This is a genomic window from Alishewanella sp. HL-SH05, from assembly GCF_052655985.1.
The window spans coordinates 2,824,603-2,839,807 of sequence record NZ_CP199753.1 but is presented as its reverse complement, the minus strand read 5'-3'; the positions used below and the strand labels follow the sequence as shown (position 1 = coordinate 2,839,807).

The window sequence follows — 15,205 nt, the reverse complement described above, 5'->3', positions numbered from 1 at the left end:
AAACGGCCGCAACAGTCGAAACTGAATAATGTTAATGAAAAACAGGACAGCATAATGACAATTAAAGTAGGAATTAATGGTTTTGGCCGCATCGGCCGCTTAGCACTGCGCGCAGCCTTTGACTGGCCTGAGTTTGAATTTGTGCAAATTAACGATCCGGCGGCCGATGCGGCCACCTTTGCGCACTTAGTTAACTTTGATTCGGTACATGGCCGTTGGCAACATGAGGCCACGGCCAATGAAGATGCCATGATAATCAAAGGGCAGCACATCAAGGTAACCGCCAATAAAGCCATTGCTGACACGGATTGGTCGGGCTTTGATGTGGTAATCGACGCCTCGGGTAAAATGAAAAGCAAGGCGCTGCTGCAAGCCTATTTAGATCAAGGGGTAAAACGGGTCGTGGTTAGCGCGCCTGTTAAAGAAGCCGGTGTGTTAAATGTGGTGATGGGGGTTAATCAGCAGTTGTTTGATCCCTCAATTCATCAGATTGTCACGGCGGCAAGTTGTACAACTAACTGTTTAGCGCCAGTGGTAAAAGTGATCCACGAAAAATTAGGCATTAAACACGGTGCCATTACCACTATTCATGATTTAACCAATACCCAATCTATTTTAGATTCGCCGCATAAAGACTTACGCCGCGCGCGGGCTTGTGGCAGCAGTTTAATACCTACGACTACCGGCTCGGCCACGGCGATTACCGAAATTTTTCCTGAGCTAAAAGGCCGTTTAAACGGGCATGCCGTGCGTGTGCCACTGGCCAATGCATCACTAACAGACTGTGTATTTGAAGTAGAGCGTGCCACCACAGCAGAAGAAGTGAATGCGCTACTTAAAGCGGCAGCAGAGGGTGAGTTGGCCGGTATTTTAGGTTATGAAACACGGCCTTTAGTGTCCGTAGATTTTAAAACCGATCCGCGTTCGAGCATTATTGATGCGCTTTCCACCATGGTGGTAAACGGTACCCAAGTAAAAATTTATGCATGGTATGACAACGAGTGGGGCTATGCCAATCGCACCGTTGAGTTAGCCAAATTAGTTGGCTTGGCCAAATAAGCCATTTTGCATAAGAGAGCAGCATGAACGCAGATGTACGGCAATATTTAATCGTAACCGGTAATTACTGGGCCTTTACCTTAACCGATGGGGCGCTGCGCATGCTAATTGTGCTGCACTTTTATCAGTTAGGTTACAGCCCACTGGCCATCGCTTCATTATTTGTGTTCTATGAGTTTTTTGGCATTGTCACCAATTTAGTGGGGGGCTGGCTAGGTACACGTTTGGGGCTAAACAAAACCATGAATCTGGGGTTATTGCTGCAAATTATCGCACTTAGCATGTTATTGCTCCCCACGGCACAGCTTACCGTGCTGTGGGTGATGGCGGCGCAGGCCTTGTCAGGTATTGCCAAAGATCTGAATAAAATGAGCGCAAAAAGTGCCATTAAGCTGCTGCTACCTGATGAAGCGCAAGGTGCGTTATACAAGTGGGTGGCGCTATTAACTGGCTCTAAAAATGCTCTTAAGGGCGTGGGGTTCTTTTTAGGCGGGGTGTTATTAGCGTGTTTAGGTTTTCAAGGCGCGATGGCGGCGATGGCAGGCAGTTTGTTGCTGGTATGGGTATTCAGTTTAGTCTTGCTGAAACAGGATCTTGGCAAAAAAAGCTTTAAACCGAAATTTACTGAGCTGCTGTCTAAAAGTGCCAGTTTAAATTGGTTGTCGGCGGCACGTTTTTGTTTATTTGCGTCGCGCGATGTATGGTTTGTGATTGCGTTGCCGTTGTATTTAGCGAGTATTGCTGGTTGGTCACAAAGTGCAGTGGGGGCGTTTTTAGCCAGTTGGGTTATTGCCTATGGCATAGTGCAGGCGTTTACCCCTAAGCTTACCCGCAGTAATAAGCAAGCGCCGCCAACGGCCAGTACAGCACTTAATTGGGTACTGCTGTTAGCCTTGTTGCCTTGGTTAATAGGTATCGCCATGCTGTATAGCGCTCAGCCATTACTCGCGCTGTTGTGTGGTTTATTGCTTTACTGTGTGTTTTTTGCCATTAACTCGAGCTTACATAGCTACTTAATCGTTGCCAGTGCCAATCGTGATGGCGTGTCGCTGGATGTAGGCTTTTATTATATGGCCAATGCCGCCGGGCGTTTAGCTGGAACCTTATTATCAGGCTGGGCATACCAAAGTTATGGGTTAGTGGCGTGTTTGTGGTTATCCGGTTTGCTGTTACTCGGGGCGGTGTTGTGTACTTGGCGATTAAAACTGCAATAAATAAATGAAGTGTGACATACAAAATTACACCATGCAGCTGTTTCACAGTGGTGTGGTTGTGAATTTTTGGCACACAAAAAGAGTTTTGTGCACTAAATATGGCGAGGAGCTACGTCCATTTTTTCTGAGGTACGCCGTGAATCCGCCCCTTAGGGTCAGCAGAGCTGTCCAAATTCGTTTCAGATGAATTTGTCAGGCATCAGTGCCGGAGAGGCTTTGCTTAGCAATATCTGCTCTCTGCTTGGCTAGAAAATACCTTTAAAAGATAACGTTATACATGGCGTTATGTAACGGTAAGCATCTTATAATGTTTGTTTCAGCTTAGATGACACATAAATATCAAACGAGGTGACAAGTGCGCAGTACCCTTTGCTGGGGACGTCTTTGGCATGGATGCCAAAGAGGAGCCTACAGGGATGTATTTTCGGCGTGCCCCAGCAAAGGTGTACGGAGTACTGGGTCACCGGATGAACTGAACTCGCAGCGATAGTTGAACGAATATGTATCCACAGCGTACTTTGCAAAGTTGTACGTCGCGTTTAGCCACCAGGTGCATCAACGCTTGCAGCGTTGTGTAAACTGACGCTAAAAACGCAGCTAAGGGCCGTTGCTTAATAATAATGAAAACGCTATGACAGGTTAACCATGACTGAAACCGCATCACACTCTAGCTTCTGGAGCTTGTTCCGGATCTTTTTCGTACTCGGGATCACCTCCTTTGGAGGCCCCGTGGCACACCTGGGCTATTTTCGTTACGCATTCGTTGAAAAACGCCAATGGCTTAGCGAGCGTGATTATGCCGAACTCGTTGCGCTGTGCCAGTTTTTGCCTGGCCCTGCCAGTAGCCAAGTGGGTTTAGCCATAGGCTTGCTGCGCGGCCATTACCGCGGCGCTTTGGCTGCGTGGTTAGGCTTTACCTTACCCTCCGCCATACTACTTATTGCCTTTAGTGTAAGCTTACCCCTTTTACAAAGCGCGCTCACGCAAGGTGTGTTGCATGGTTTAAAGCTGGTAGCCGTTGCCGTCGTTGCCCATGCCGTCTGGGGCATGGCAAAAACCCTGTGTAATACCAAAACAAAAATCAGCATTATGACCATCAGCACGTTGCTGCTATTAGTATTCCCGCTTGTTTGGTTACAACCTCTGGTAATTGTACTTGGCGCCTTCTTAGGCTATCTGTGCTTAGCACCAGAGCCGAGCAGCAGCAACGCCTTACCCTTAAAGATATCAAGTACTGCCGCCAAAGGCTTTGGGCTACTGTTTCTGCTGTTGTTAATCGGCTTGCCGTTATGGGTACAGTTGTATCCCAGCGCTGCGTTAGCGCTGTTTGAATCCTTCTACCGGGCCGGTGTCTTAGTGTTTGGTGGCGGCCATGTAGTACTGCCGTTATTACAAGCTGAAGTGGTGCCAAATGGCCTAGTGGATGCTGACACCTTTTTAGCGGGCTATGCCGCTGCACAGGCGGTGCCAGGCCCACTCTTTACCTTCGCGGCTTTTCTTGGGGCTGCAAATACCGGCCCAGTTTCGGGTGTCAGTGGCGGTGTATTAGCCCTTTTAGCCATCTTTTTACCGTCATTTTTAGTGCTGGCAGCGGTATTACCCTATTGGCAGCAATTGCGCAGCTCTGCCACCATCAGCCGAGTGATGGCCGGGGTAGGGGCTAGCGTTACCGGTATTTTATTGGCGGCCTTGTATCAGCCGATTTGGCAAAACAGTATCTTTAATGTTGTTGATCTGGCTATTGCACTTGGTGGGTTTGTGGCGTTGCAGTTTTGGCGCCGGCCAGCTTGGCAACTGGTGCTGGCTGGCGGCGCTTTGGGGGCGCTATTAACGCTGATTGGCTGAGGCTTAGTTAGCGAGTTTTAAGATCTCATCAACACTGCCTTGGGCTAGAGGATGATAGCCAGGGCGAGCCTGCTGATACACTTTGCGTGCCAGTGCTAACCCCTCTGGCGTGCTGGCCAGTTGTTTATACAGCGGCAAAATCAGCTTACGCCGACCAATTTTCAGCAAATAGCCCTCAAGTGCCGGTAAAACCGCGGTGTAATTATTTTTTAACGCCAACAAAAACCACGCATGGGCAATTTCACTATTGCTCGATTGCGTCAGCGCAAAGGCACTGTCTAACTGTTGCAATTGTCCAAGGTTGATATCAAGTGGCAAGTTATTAATAAAATACAGCCATTCGTGCACCGTCCACTCGCTGGTGGGGATCTCGGTAAGGGCAGTTAAGCCAGAGCGCCAAGCATTGCTGTATTGCTGCACGCGTAAAAACGCATCCGACTGCGGCTTAGGCGAGCTGGCAGGCAAACCGCTGCCGTGGATCCACTCTTGCACCTCTGCAGTGCTGACTTTACCCGAGTGGGCTTGCAGTAAATTCGCGGTTAAATAACGCTCAAATTCTGCGGTGGTGATACTTTCAAAGGCATGGTCGGCAAAGTATTGGCGCACAAAAGGATCGAATACCGCACGGCCAAAGCGCTGTTCTAAAAACATCAAAAATAGTTGGCCTTTGGTGTAGGGTACGCCAGTAAATGCATCGTCTGGATCACGGCCTTTTAAATCCAGATAAAGCTGTGTGTCATCAGCGGCTAGGCTGGGCAGCTCTTTCATTAAATCTTGCACCGATAAGGCCTGCTCCATTAGCGCACGATCAGTGCCAAACACCTGCTCCATAATGCGGTTTTCCACATAAGAGGTGAAGCCCTCATTTAGCCACAGATCTTGCCAAGTGGCATTGGTCACTAAGTTACCGGACCAAGAATGCGCTAACTCATGCGCAATTAAATTCACTAAACTGCCATCGCCAGCCACCACTGTGGGGGTAATAAACGACAGCACTGGGTTTTCCATACCACCAAACGGGAAGCTGGGCGGTAAAATCAATAAATCATACCGACCCCAACGGTACTCGCCGTAGAGTTGTTCTGTGGCGGCAATCATTTGTTGGGTACTGGCAAATTCTTTAGCCGCGGCCTCTAAAATATAAGTTTCGGCATAAATGCCAGTTTGCTCGCTCATCGCTTTAAAGTGCAAATCGCCGACAGCCAGCGCTAGCAAATACGGTGGGATGGGGTGTGGCATGTTAAAGCGATAATCACCGCTGCGCTCGGCGCTTGGTGAGTTGGGCGCGCTCATCACCGCCAGCAGTTCAGGATCGGTTTGAATACGTGCCGTGTAAGTTAAGCGCAGTGCGGGGCTATCTTGAATTGGGATCCAGCTTCTGGCATGAATAGCTTGATTTTGACTAAACATAAACGGCTGCGTTTTACCGGCGGTTTGCGCTTTACTCAGCCACTGTAAGCCTGACGCTGCCGGAGTAGATTGGTATTGAACACGAATTCTCTTCGGTTGAAACCCCGGTGTAATAGTCAATTTACTGCCCAGTACCGCATCACGCGCGGCCAACTGAAAAGGCACTTGTCGCCACTGTCCATCAGCACGACGGGCATACACCTTTTTAATGTCTAAATCGCGGGTATCGAGCAGAATCTGATTACGCTCTTTTTGTTGCCAATCCAGTGTCAGCTCAGCAAAACCGATTAAGGCCTGCTTTTGAAAATCTACCTGTAAATCTAAGTACAAATGGCTAACCCGCACCTCCTCAAGGTTAGCATAGGTATAGCTATCCTTGGCCTGAACGGCTTGGCTAAAAGGGCTGGCAAGTAACAGTAAGCATATGAATAAAAGCGGGCGCACAAACATAGTGATTCCTGCAAGAGTATCAAAAATGAAGATTTGCAGTGTACGGCCAAAGCTGGCGCCAATACAAGACGGCTATCTGTCTGCTCAGGACTTAAACCACGTAAGGGCTGGTGGTAAATTTTTTTCGCTTAAGATATGGGATGCTTAGTTAGATTCAGTTTGCTGCTCCAGTAGCAAATTTTCGCGCTCTTGCTCGGTCAGGATGCCGGTTAACAGGGTTTTGCGGCGCAGTCGGCGCATGCTGTCACTGTCTTCGAGCAAGGCCCGTTTGAAGATCTCTGGTTCATGCATCATCGTTAAAATACTGTGCCAACGAATATAACCCCAATGCTTAATTAAACCGGTTTGATAGCGCAGTTCTAACTTTTCAAGTAGGGGGATGGCCAGCTCAGAATTGGCCAACAGTTTATCAGCAATACGCGCATGTAATTGCAGTAACTGCAAGTCGGATTGTTGCTGCGCTTTGGTGCGCACACGATGACGAGGAGGACGCATTGGCTATTTTATCTCACACTGGCCATCGGTACATTTTAGGCGTTTGCGCGCCCAATACTGATAAGCCCAATTGGCTATGGGGCGGATCAAAGGAAAAGCCAAAATAGCCGGTAATAGCCTTAAACCAGCGAGGCGCCAATAAAACAGTGTGGCAGTTAAACCTATTTGAAATTGCTGGCCATCCCAAACATGAATTTGCTGCATCATTTGCATTTTACTGGCGCCGTTAAAGCCTGTGAAATCGGGCTGGCTAATATCCACCAGTTGCATTTTTCCCTTTAGCTTAGGGCCTAACCAATTGATTTCATGCCGACACAACTTACAGCTACCATCAAAAAATAAGGCGGCTTGGTTCTGGCTGACTGACATTGCGTTATCCATAAAAATAAAAATACCCAAGATGACAACTGACCACTACTGCAGTCAACTGATAACGTAACTGACGATAACTGCGCTGATAATGTTGGCTTATACCAGAAAAATGTTCATAAAAGCTTAGTGTTAAAAATAAGCCCGCTTGGATCAGCACACTGTAAGCAGGAAGCAGAGCTAAGGCTAAAAAACTAACCACGGGGAAACTAACCGCGGCTAAGGCTTGCTGTGTAGCCGCCTTAGGCTGATGTAATACCGGCCACAAAACACCTGCCATAAAACCTAAAATTAGACAGCTATAAAACTGAAATAACAACATGGCTTGCGCGGGGGCTACAAGCGGCCAGACTAAGCTAGCAACAGGCAGCAACAAAAAGGGAATTAAACCAGCATAGCCAAGCAGGTGAATCATACGTTTCTCCTCAAACAGGTTTCAATCTACGATGTTCGCGTAACAGGCGATCAAAAGTCGTGGGCTCAATAGTACTTTTATTATTTTTTTGTGTTGGCTATTGGTTAATCTAGAGCGACTTAGCGGTCATATAGTGCGTCTATTTGTCTGGTTTTTGCGCCACAATTAGCGCCCCCGAGACGGCTTTACCTTTTTCTAAGCGTGGCACAATGTTTTCTATTGTACATAGAGTAAAACCTGCCAACTGCAACGCCTTATTGATATAGGCTTGAGTGTGACTGTACCGACCATTACGCTGCAGGAAATAATCATTGCTATTAACGGAAGTACTGTGTTGTTCAACACTAAAAATAAAATAACCGTGAGGCTTAAGCACAAGCAGTGTGGCAGAAAAGGCGCTGTGCAACTCACCAAAATAGACAAAGGTATCGGCACAAATGACACAATCAAATGGTTTAGCCGTTTTTGACATGAACTCAACTAACTCCGCTTCATGCAGTTCCTTATAAAGGTTAAGTTTTGCAGCTTGAGCTAACATTTTGGCAGATAAATCTACGCCAATAAGAGCCCGACAAATGGGTTTAATGAATTCAGCACAAAGCCCAGTGCCGCAACCAAGATCAAGAATATCGAGCTGTGAGCTGGCCGGAGAAAGACTGCTGAGTACTTTTTCACCAATAAGTTGCGGCACTTGATATTCCAGTTGCGCCAAGGACAGATTAAAACTGGCAGAATAGTGATCAAAGGTTTGTTTGATGTAATTATCGGCGGCTCGAAGCGGTGGAGTATTTTGTGCATAGGCGGCGAGAAGGTGCTGAGCAATAGCATCCTCTGGCCTATGTTCGATAAGGTTTTGTAAGGTTTCGATAGCTGCTGCTGTTTGACCTAACTCGGCTAAAACGTAGGCCAGTTGCTTCGTTGCTTGATGGTGCAACGGCTCTAACATTAACACTTGCATAAACGAAGATTTAGCCAGTTCAAACTGTTGCAGGTCAATCTGAATATTCCCAAGATTATAATGAGCAATCACATGCTGTGGTTCAAGCGCTAAGGCGCGATGAATCAGATGAAGTGCTTCTTGTGTTTGCTTGGTTTGCTTGAAAATTATCGCCAGATTAATCAGCGTATTGGTGTGGTGGGGGGCAATGCTCAGTAGCCGAGTGTAAAGCGCTTGGGCTGCTAGCAGATCGCCCGTTTCTTTGTAAATATTAGCCAAATTATTCATCGCATCAGCATAATGTGGTGCGATTACCAGCGCCCGCTTTATGTTGGATAGCGCTTCATTCACTTGCCCTGTTTGATAATACACTAAACCCAAATAGTGCAGAGCGTCAGGTTGCGTAGGTGCTAAGCGCAAAACCTTTTTATAGGCTGCAGTAGCTTGTATCAGGTTGCCTTGTTTATGCAGCGCTCTCGCTAATTCTAAATTATGCGTGATCTTATTGTTTTTAGTTGGCGACATGATCAGGCTCGTTACTGACATTATTGACACCTTATCCTAAGGCGTTATCAATTTACAGTTAAGTTCTTTTAATGTTTCAAATATAGCCAAAATCAGAAGGGGAATAATTTAAAAAGTGAGTACAAACTATAATATTTAATATGCTGCATGAGGTTACTCTTTAGTGTTTATTTTGTGAAGATAAATAAATCCCAGCCTGATTATCTCTCTTTCATACTTCATGTAAAAAATATCATTAAATTTATATCTTATTTTCTAACGTAGTTATTTTCCTCTGAATTTTCTAAAAAATATAAAATAGCATAAAAATATTGTCAGCTTTCTTTACAGTGTTATGTCGCCATTTTTTGTTTGTTTTTTTAAGCTGCTAATTTAGTGAGCTTTAATTTTAATGGCATTAAATATGCGTGTAAAAATAGTGTTTAGGAAATAAAAAATTATTTTTATGGTGATATTGCATTTGAGGAGTATGTCTAGTGCTATTTCAAAGCGTTTTTTTAATATCACTTAAAATAATATTGGCAATTTCTTTCTTGGATGAAATTAACATTTCATTCGCATTAATAGTTGAGGTGTATAGAACGTTCACTTTAGCTCCTGCTTAGGATAATTTATGAAAACAATAAATCCACTCTCAAAAAGTTTACTCACCATTGTTACTGCCACCAGCTTATTTCTGACGCCTATCGTTAGTTATGCTGCCGTTGATATATTTTTAGAAATAGATGGTATTGTTGGTGAAACGCAAGACGCGAAAAACAGTGGTGCCATGGATATTCTGGCTTGGTCAGAAGGGTTATCTAATTCGGGAACAACGCATATTGGCGGCGCTGGGGGGGCGGGTAAATCCAATTTTACCGATCTTAGTTTCACTAAATATTTGGACAGTGCCAGTCCGGCATTAAGATTGTTAGTGGCAAATGGCGGTCGTGTCGAAAAGGCAACCTTAATAGCAAGAAGAGCGGGGGGCAGTGCGACGCAATATTTTAAGATAGAAATGAAAAATGTCATAGTTACGTCGTTTTCTGCCGGAGGCAGTGGCGGCGAAGATAGGCTGACTGAAAATGTGTCATTGAATTTCGCTGAAGTCACCTGGACCTATTATCCTATTGATAGATTTGGCAATCCGTTAGCGCCAATTTCGACAGGTTGGAATATCGCGGCAAATGTACAGCTATAACCAATCAGTAACCCCAATTATGAGGAGTTAATCACATGAGGTTATTGATAAATAGCTTTTATAGCCTGTTATGGTTTTTGGTCGGGCTGTTTGTCGCCTTTTCCGGTTTTGCTGTGGCTGAAGTTCTTAATGATCAAATCATTATTGATGATAAAAACTTTACTTTAGTCAGTTCGCGCCGAGTGACCCGTACCGTCAGTGAATATCGATTACGCGCCTTGGCGCAAAATGTCTCGGCTGTTGATTTAACGAACGTGAAAGCCAGTTTAGTCTCAGCACCAAGCAGCATATCAATTATTCAAGGAAACGTGGAGTTTGGTGCTATTACGGCCAATAGCAGTGTATCAAGTAGTAATGACTTCACTATTCAAATCAATGTACGCCAAGCTTATACCTTAGCGGATCTTGTTTGGAGAATTGAAGGCGATTTGCCACCACCACCAACCCCGCCGTCCACTAGTCCAACAGCAGTGGGTATCTTTATGAAGATTGATGGGCCTGCCATTAAAGGTGAGGTAGAAAGTTCAAGCCATAAAGAGTGGATCCAAGTATTAGCCTGGAGTGAGGGAGCAAGTAATTCAGGTACCACCCATGTTGGCGGAGGGGCTGGGGCAGGCACGTTTAATCTTGGTAATGTTAACGTTACCAAATACTTAGATACAGCAAGTAATCCGCTGAGATTAGCGATTGCCAAAGGCGAGCTTTTTGATGAGGTGCAAATTGATGTTATTAAGCAATGTGGCACAAGTTTGTATACGCAATATGCCATTACGTTAAGTAACGTTTTGGTGGTCGGGCTAAGCAGTAGTAGCAGTGGCGGAGAAGATCGTTTAACCGAAAATGTTGCTTTTAATACGGCGACGATTCAAACGATGTATACCCCAGTAGGTGATAAATGTCGTTTTCAGCAACCCATATATTCCATTCAGTCTTATAACTGATTGAAGCGGAATAGATGAATTACGGGAATTTAAAAATGCAGATAAAAAAAATAATCACGACGTTAACCTGTTTCGTGATGCTGAGCTTTCAGCCCGCATTTGCGGCGTTGATTAGCGGCACGGCGACCAATATAACCGGGACAACTTGGGAGTCGCGTTATACTATTACCAACAACTTATTGTTGGATATCAATTGGTTTACGCTTTACTTTGATGCTACTCAATATACCAATTTAGTTTATATACCTACTGCGGAATTTGGACCAGATTGGGAAATATTTACCTATGATTTTGATTTTGGAGACGATGGTTATATTGACGTTTATTCAAACTTTACAGCAATTACTGTTGGTCAAAGCGTCTCAAATTTTGTGGTTCAATATTCTTACTTTGGAATAGGCTTGCCGAGTTTGCAGCAATTTGAAGTGTATGATGAGCAATTGGTAGATCCTTTATCTACTCCTATTGCTGCTGGTGATATTTCCATCGCGGCAGTTCCTGAGCCGGGCTCCTTATACTTGTTCGGGTTGGGGCTTTTGGCTTTTGCCGCTTATCGTATAAGGCAAGTGCGATTAAACTAACCGTTAAAGTGTATTTACAGTACTTACCATACCCCCAATTTATTGGGGGTATTTTTTCATGCAAACTAAGTGACTTAAACCGAACATGATTAAGTCAATTTAACGCCCCACGATGCCTTTACCAATGGGCGCGATACTTAAACCAGCTAATTTTAAGTGCTGGATGCCAAAAGGAATACCAATAATACTAAGGAAGCAAACCAAGGCATGCATTAAGTGGCCAATAGCCAGCCAAATACCAAAGAAGATAAACCAGACAATATTGCCCAGAGTGCCAAAAGCCGAGGTGCCAAAATCCTCTACGCGGTTAATATAGCGACGATTAATCGCATCGCGGCCAAAGGGCCAGAACGCCAGTTTCCCCATGACAAAGCAGGCACGACCAAACGGAATGCCAATAATGCTGATAAAGCAAATTAAGCCAATAATCCACCAGGCTAAGCCCATCACTAGCCCGCCGAGTAAAAACCATAAAATATTAAAAATTAACCGTAATACACCTGAGGGATCCCCACAAATTTGCACCCCATAGTATCAGCTCTTTGCCAATTTTATTTGCGCCCAGTCCCATTGAGCTACCCAGTGCAAGATTTGCTTTAGCCCTTGCTGGTAGTCGTGTCTGCGAATAGGGATCTTCGATTCATTACATAGCAATATTCCGAGGAAGTTTAGAGCAAGTACCCGTCGGTTTTTTATCGTATTGGCCTGATATCGTAAATGCACACCCGCTATTTCACCTGCGGCCCCCATCAGGTAGTGGAACCAATTTGCCAGTGCCGCCAATAGCAGTAATATATTCAAACGAGATTTGGATTTGGTACCGTGCAAGTCGCTTCCTAAACCATAACGTGGGCTTTTTTGGTCTCGAAAGCTTTCTTCAATTTGCATTCGGCTACTGTAGCATTTGGCGATTTTACTCGCATAGTCATGGCACTCAGGTAGCGATGACACCAATAACCAGGGCTCTTTGTAAGACTTATTTTTGTCTCGCTTCAACAGCTTATAGCCTTTACCGACCAGAATGGCGCGGGTTTCATACTGCTGCGACTGAGTCAGCACGATTTCGCCTAAGTCTTTGGGGGTAGCGCGAGCTTTTTTATAAAGCGCATTGACGGTCATAAGTTCAGATTGCTCTGCCAGTTTAAGCTTCACGTTACCTCGGACTCTGGCGACATAATGCCAGCCTAATTTGCGTACCTGTTTAAGCCAGGGCACTTTGAAGCCTGCATCTGTAACGATAACGGGCTTGCAATCTTTGGGTAACATGGCCTTGAGTTGTTTTAAAAAGGCTCGGTGTAAATGTGGGCAAGTATAATCTTCTGCCGCCGCCACTTTTTGTAATAGCGTCAAAGCTCTGCCATCAGTAGCCATGCTGGCTCGCAGTATAAAGTGCCGCTTCGCGGTATCGGCGTTGCTCCAGTCAACCAAAATGAGCGGCTGAGATTTACTGCTCACGATAGACCGAGTCATGGCAGCATAGATAAGAGGCAGTTCCCGTTGTAAATTGGTATTACTCAGTAATCTATCCGCGCGCTTGATACTGACTTTGTCAGAAGAGCCTGGCATAGCACGTCCAATGGCGGTCACAGTACAACGCGCGTCTTTAGCCAGCGCAGTAACCGCGTCTAACAGGACAGAAAATCGCGCTTTATGCATGGTTGTGGGGGTGACAAATCGGAGGAAATCGGCGAGCATTCTTTTCACATTCATGGCTGTTAATGACATGGTTTAGTTTTGGCGAACGATCAGATCAGGAACGGCCATGAATGTTCCCTAATCACCTAACTTTTTATTTTAGATACAGAATTTCTGGGGATACCTCAGGTAATACACTCATCTTGCGCTCCACAACCTCATTAAATTTAATACGCTTGCCGTTCACGTGTCTTTGCACTTTTGCCGCTGACAAAACAAAGCGATAAATGTGCCAACTTTAAGTTATTGTTTATATTTGTTTTATTTTTAGCTTGTAATTTCCTAAGCGTATTTTTGTGTGTATTTAACCAGTTTATAGTAAAAATACCTAGGCACCTGTGGCACAACCCTAACCCGACAGTGTTGCCCAGATAGCGCTTAGCTGAGTCTGTGATAAAACTTTTACTGTACCAACTGGTCGGTTTGTGATTTTGCCGTTATACTATACCGACTAGACGGTTTTGATTTGAGGGTGCAGCAAACGTGAATAAAGCGCAAATTACCGTACAACAGATTTTACAAGCGGCCTTAGCCGTTGCTGCAGAAAAAGGGCCGGGTAAGGTCACCTTGGATGCGGTGGCACAAGCCAGTGGCTTAAGTAAAGGTGGCTTGCTATATCACTTTCCGTCAAAAGAAGCTTTGCTCAGTGCCATGGTGCAATTTTTAGTTGATGATGCTGAGCACAGCCGCCAACAGTTTGTTGCAACAGAGTCTTCAAAATTAGCGGCTTTCTTAAAAGCGCGAGAGTGTTTCACTCAGCAATTAAGCAGTAATACCGCGATGGCTATCTTAGCGGCGGCAGCAGAGCAACCGGCGCTGTTAAAGCCGTTGCAGCAACATAACCGTAAGGTATTTAACGACATTTTAGCTGAGCATCATCACAGTCCCGAAGTGATGTCATTATTGCTGGTCAGTGAAGCCTTAACCTTTCATCAGTTGCTGAACATTTCACCCTTGACCCCAGAACAACACAGTCAATTGGAAAATTATATGACGATTCGTGCACAGGAGCTAAGTTAATGAACCGCCCATCTTTTACTCTGATCAGTAGCGTACTTAGCCTGCTGATATTTCTCAGTGCTTGTTCCGACTCGGTAAGCCAAGAGTCAGCTACCACACTAACCACGGTGAAATTATATACCGTTAGCGGAGATGAACATGCCAACAGTCGCAGTTTTATTGGGCGAATTGATGCGGTCAGTACTGTCGATTTAGCCTTTCAAGTGGGCGGGCGTGTAACTGCTTTACCGGTTCAGCAAGGCGAAATTATTCCTGCAGGTGAGCTATTAGCGGCACTGGATAACACCGATTATCAACTGGCCGTGCAACAAGCCGAAGTGCAACTTGCTCAAGCGCAGCGAGATTTAGAGCGGGCTAAGCCACTGCGTAAACAAGGGATCTTAACCCCGTCGGCTTTTGACCAGTTACAAACTAATTTTGATATTGCGCAAGTTGCGTTGCAAAACGCCGAGCGTAATAGCCAGTACACGCAGTTAAACGCGCCTTTTGATGCGTTAGTTACACGCCGCTTAATCGAGCGTTATTCCACCGTTACGGCCGGTACACCCATTTTACGCGTGCAGAATGTCTCTGAATTACGCGTGCACATTAACGTGCCAGAGCAAATGATGCGCCAAGTGCAAGATAAAGCCGATTATGCGGTGTATGTGAAATTATCGGATGATAATGCCAGCCTTCACCCGCTTACTTACCGTGAGCATGCGACGGAAGTGGATGTGGTCACGCAAACTTATCAAGTGTCTTTTGCTATGCCGCGACTCGCCGGTAAAAATTTATTGCCAGGCATGACGGTGACGGTGGTCACCGAGAACAATGCTGCTCAGAATAATATGTTGATCCCCGTCTCGGCATTAGATACTTCAACGCCAGAGCAATTCCATGTTTGGATTTATCAAGCCGAAACTCAGCAAGTCAGCAGACAACCGATCCAAGTCAGTCGGATCCACCAGCAGCAAGTTGAAGTGCTTTCCGGTTTAAAAGCCGGCGATCAGGTGGTCTCTGCGGGTATTTATCATTTACAAGACGGCCAAGTCGTGCGTCCGTTTGAAAAATATTAGGAGTCAACCGC

General features: G+C 45.5%; 15 protein-coding genes. 8 read left to right on the top strand and 7 right to left on the bottom strand.

The window, feature by feature from the left end; genetic code table 11:
• The first annotated feature begins 54 nt into the window (after positions 1-54).
• The 3 genes from ACUJFL_RS12975 to chrA all read left to right on the top strand — a co-directional run bounded on the left by ACUJFL_RS12975 (position 55) and on the right by chrA (position 4,118).
• The gene (locus tag ACUJFL_RS12975) at positions 55-1,059 is read left to right on the top strand and encodes an ArsJ-associated glyceraldehyde-3-phosphate dehydrogenase (RefSeq protein ID WP_445427723.1); all 1,005 of its coding nucleotides are present in this window, start codon (positions 55-57) and stop codon (positions 1,057-1,059) included.
• Between the two features lie 23 nt (positions 1,060-1,082).
• Complete coding sequence (gene arsJ / locus ACUJFL_RS12970; protein WP_445427722.1) at positions 1,083-2,273, top strand: organoarsenical effux MFS transporter ArsJ; 1,191 nt, start codon at positions 1,083-1,085, stop codon at positions 2,271-2,273.
• A gap of 645 nt (positions 2,274-2,918) precedes the next feature.
• On the top strand, positions 2,919-4,118 hold the full coding sequence (gene chrA, locus ACUJFL_RS12965) for a chromate efflux transporter (RefSeq protein WP_445427721.1): 1,200 nt from the start codon (positions 2,919-2,921) through the stop codon (positions 4,116-4,118).
• A gap of 3 nt (positions 4,119-4,121) precedes the next feature.
• On the opposite strand, the gene ACUJFL_RS12960 is transcribed toward chrA, so the two are convergent.
• From ACUJFL_RS12960 to ACUJFL_RS12940, 5 genes are all read right to left on the bottom strand, one after another.
• A complete protein-coding gene (locus ACUJFL_RS12960; RefSeq protein ID WP_445427720.1) occupies positions 4,122-5,978 on the bottom strand; it encodes a M1 family metallopeptidase in 1,857 nt (618 codons plus the stop codon).
• A gap of 144 nt (positions 5,979-6,122) precedes the next feature.
• Positions 6,123-6,473, bottom strand: coding sequence for a hypothetical protein (locus tag ACUJFL_RS12955; protein ID WP_226751889.1), 351 nt, complete (start codon positions 6,471-6,473; stop codon positions 6,123-6,125).
• A gap of 3 nt (positions 6,474-6,476) precedes the next feature.
• Positions 6,477-6,842, bottom strand: a complete 366-nt coding sequence (locus ACUJFL_RS12950; protein ID WP_226751890.1) for a thiol-disulfide oxidoreductase DCC family protein — start codon at positions 6,840-6,842, stop codon at positions 6,477-6,479.
• Between the two features lie 4 nt (positions 6,843-6,846).
• The gene (locus ACUJFL_RS12945) at positions 6,847-7,257 is read right to left on the bottom strand and encodes a DUF3429 domain-containing protein (RefSeq protein ID WP_445427719.1); all 411 of its coding nucleotides are present in this window, start codon (positions 7,255-7,257) and stop codon (positions 6,847-6,849) included.
• A gap of 139 nt (positions 7,258-7,396) precedes the next feature.
• Positions 7,397-8,740, bottom strand: a complete 1,344-nt coding sequence (locus tag ACUJFL_RS12940; protein ID WP_445427718.1) for a tetratricopeptide repeat protein — start codon at positions 8,738-8,740, stop codon at positions 7,397-7,399.
• A gap of 592 nt (positions 8,741-9,332) precedes the next feature.
• Between ACUJFL_RS12940 and ACUJFL_RS12935 the strand changes: the two genes are divergently transcribed.
• The 3 genes from ACUJFL_RS12935 to ACUJFL_RS12925 are packed head-to-tail and all read left to right on the top strand — an operon-like array spanning position 9,333 to position 11,421.
• Positions 9,333-9,899: an Hcp family type VI secretion system effector gene (locus tag ACUJFL_RS12935; protein WP_445427717.1), complete on the top strand. Its 567-nt coding sequence runs from the start codon at positions 9,333-9,335 to the stop codon at positions 9,897-9,899.
• 35 nt (positions 9,900-9,934) lie between these two features.
• Positions 9,935-10,840, top strand: coding sequence for an Hcp family type VI secretion system effector (locus ACUJFL_RS12930; protein ID WP_445427716.1), 906 nt, complete (start codon positions 9,935-9,937; stop codon positions 10,838-10,840).
• 14 nt (positions 10,841-10,854) lie between these two features.
• Positions 10,855-11,421 (top strand): PEP-CTERM sorting domain-containing protein, encoded by a 567-nt coding sequence (locus ACUJFL_RS12925; RefSeq protein ID WP_445427715.1) that lies wholly within the window; start codon positions 10,855-10,857, stop codon positions 11,419-11,421.
• Positions 11,422-11,520: 99 nt separating this feature from the next.
• Here ACUJFL_RS12925 and ACUJFL_RS12920 read toward each other — a convergent pair whose 3' ends face one another.
• Positions 11,521-11,940, bottom strand: a complete 420-nt coding sequence (locus tag ACUJFL_RS12920; RefSeq protein ID WP_445429090.1) for a YccF domain-containing protein — start codon at positions 11,938-11,940, stop codon at positions 11,521-11,523.
• Positions 11,941-11,955: 15 nt separating this feature from the next.
• Positions 11,956-13,146 carry an IS4 family transposase gene (locus ACUJFL_RS12915; RefSeq protein ID WP_445427447.1) on the bottom strand — a complete coding sequence of 397 codons (1,191 nt, stop codon included), beginning with the start codon at positions 13,144-13,146 and terminating at the stop codon, positions 11,956-11,958.
• 453 nt (positions 13,147-13,599) lie between these two features.
• Here ACUJFL_RS12915 and ACUJFL_RS12910 point away from each other — a divergent pair, with 453 nt between their 5' ends.
• Both ACUJFL_RS12910 and ACUJFL_RS12905 read left to right on the top strand, forming a co-directional pair.
• A complete protein-coding gene (locus ACUJFL_RS12910) occupies positions 13,600-14,136 on the top strand; it encodes a TetR/AcrR family transcriptional regulator (RefSeq protein WP_306178133.1) in 537 nt (178 codons plus the stop codon).
• Positions 14,136-15,194 carry an efflux RND transporter periplasmic adaptor subunit gene (locus ACUJFL_RS12905; protein ID WP_445427714.1) on the top strand — a complete coding sequence of 353 codons (1,059 nt, stop codon included), beginning with the start codon at positions 14,136-14,138 and terminating at the stop codon, positions 15,192-15,194. Before ACUJFL_RS12910 ends, ACUJFL_RS12905 begins: the two co-directional genes overlap by 1 nt.
• The last annotated feature ends 11 nt before the right edge of the window (positions 15,195-15,205 follow it).

Coding starts and splice junctions, on each gene's coding strand:
- ACUJFL_RS12940 (WP_445427718.1), bottom strand. CDS start 8,740: ATGTCAGTAACGAGCCTGATCATGTCGCCAACTAAAAACAATAAGATC.
- ACUJFL_RS12975 (WP_445427723.1), top strand. CDS start 55: ATGACAATTAAAGTAGGAATTAATGGTTTTGGCCGCATCGGCCGCTTA.
- ACUJFL_RS12930 (WP_445427716.1), top strand. CDS start 9,935: ATGAGGTTATTGATAAATAGCTTTTATAGCCTGTTATGGTTTTTGGTC.
- ACUJFL_RS12955 (WP_226751889.1), bottom strand. CDS start 6,473: ATGCGTCCTCCTCGTCATCGTGTGCGCACCAAAGCGCAGCAACAATCC.
- chrA (WP_445427721.1), top strand. CDS start 2,919: ATGACTGAAACCGCATCACACTCTAGCTTCTGGAGCTTGTTCCGGATC.
- ACUJFL_RS12935 (WP_445427717.1), top strand. CDS start 9,333: ATGAAAACAATAAATCCACTCTCAAAAAGTTTACTCACCATTGTTACT.
- ACUJFL_RS12950 (WP_226751890.1), bottom strand. CDS start 6,842: ATGTCAGTCAGCCAGAACCAAGCCGCCTTATTTTTTGATGGTAGCTGT.
- ACUJFL_RS12905 (WP_445427714.1), top strand. CDS start 14,136: ATGAACCGCCCATCTTTTACTCTGATCAGTAGCGTACTTAGCCTGCTG.
- ACUJFL_RS12945 (WP_445427719.1), bottom strand. CDS start 7,257: ATGATTCACCTGCTTGGCTATGCTGGTTTAATTCCCTTTTTGTTGCTG.
- ACUJFL_RS12915 (WP_445427447.1), bottom strand. CDS start 13,146: ATGTCATTAACAGCCATGAATGTGAAAAGAATGCTCGCCGATTTCCTC.
- arsJ (WP_445427722.1), top strand. CDS start 1,083: ATGAACGCAGATGTACGGCAATATTTAATCGTAACCGGTAATTACTGG.
- ACUJFL_RS12925 (WP_445427715.1), top strand. CDS start 10,855: ATGAATTACGGGAATTTAAAAATGCAGATAAAAAAAATAATCACGACG.
- ACUJFL_RS12960 (WP_445427720.1), bottom strand. CDS start 5,978: ATGTTTGTGCGCCCGCTTTTATTCATATGCTTACTGTTACTTGCCAGC.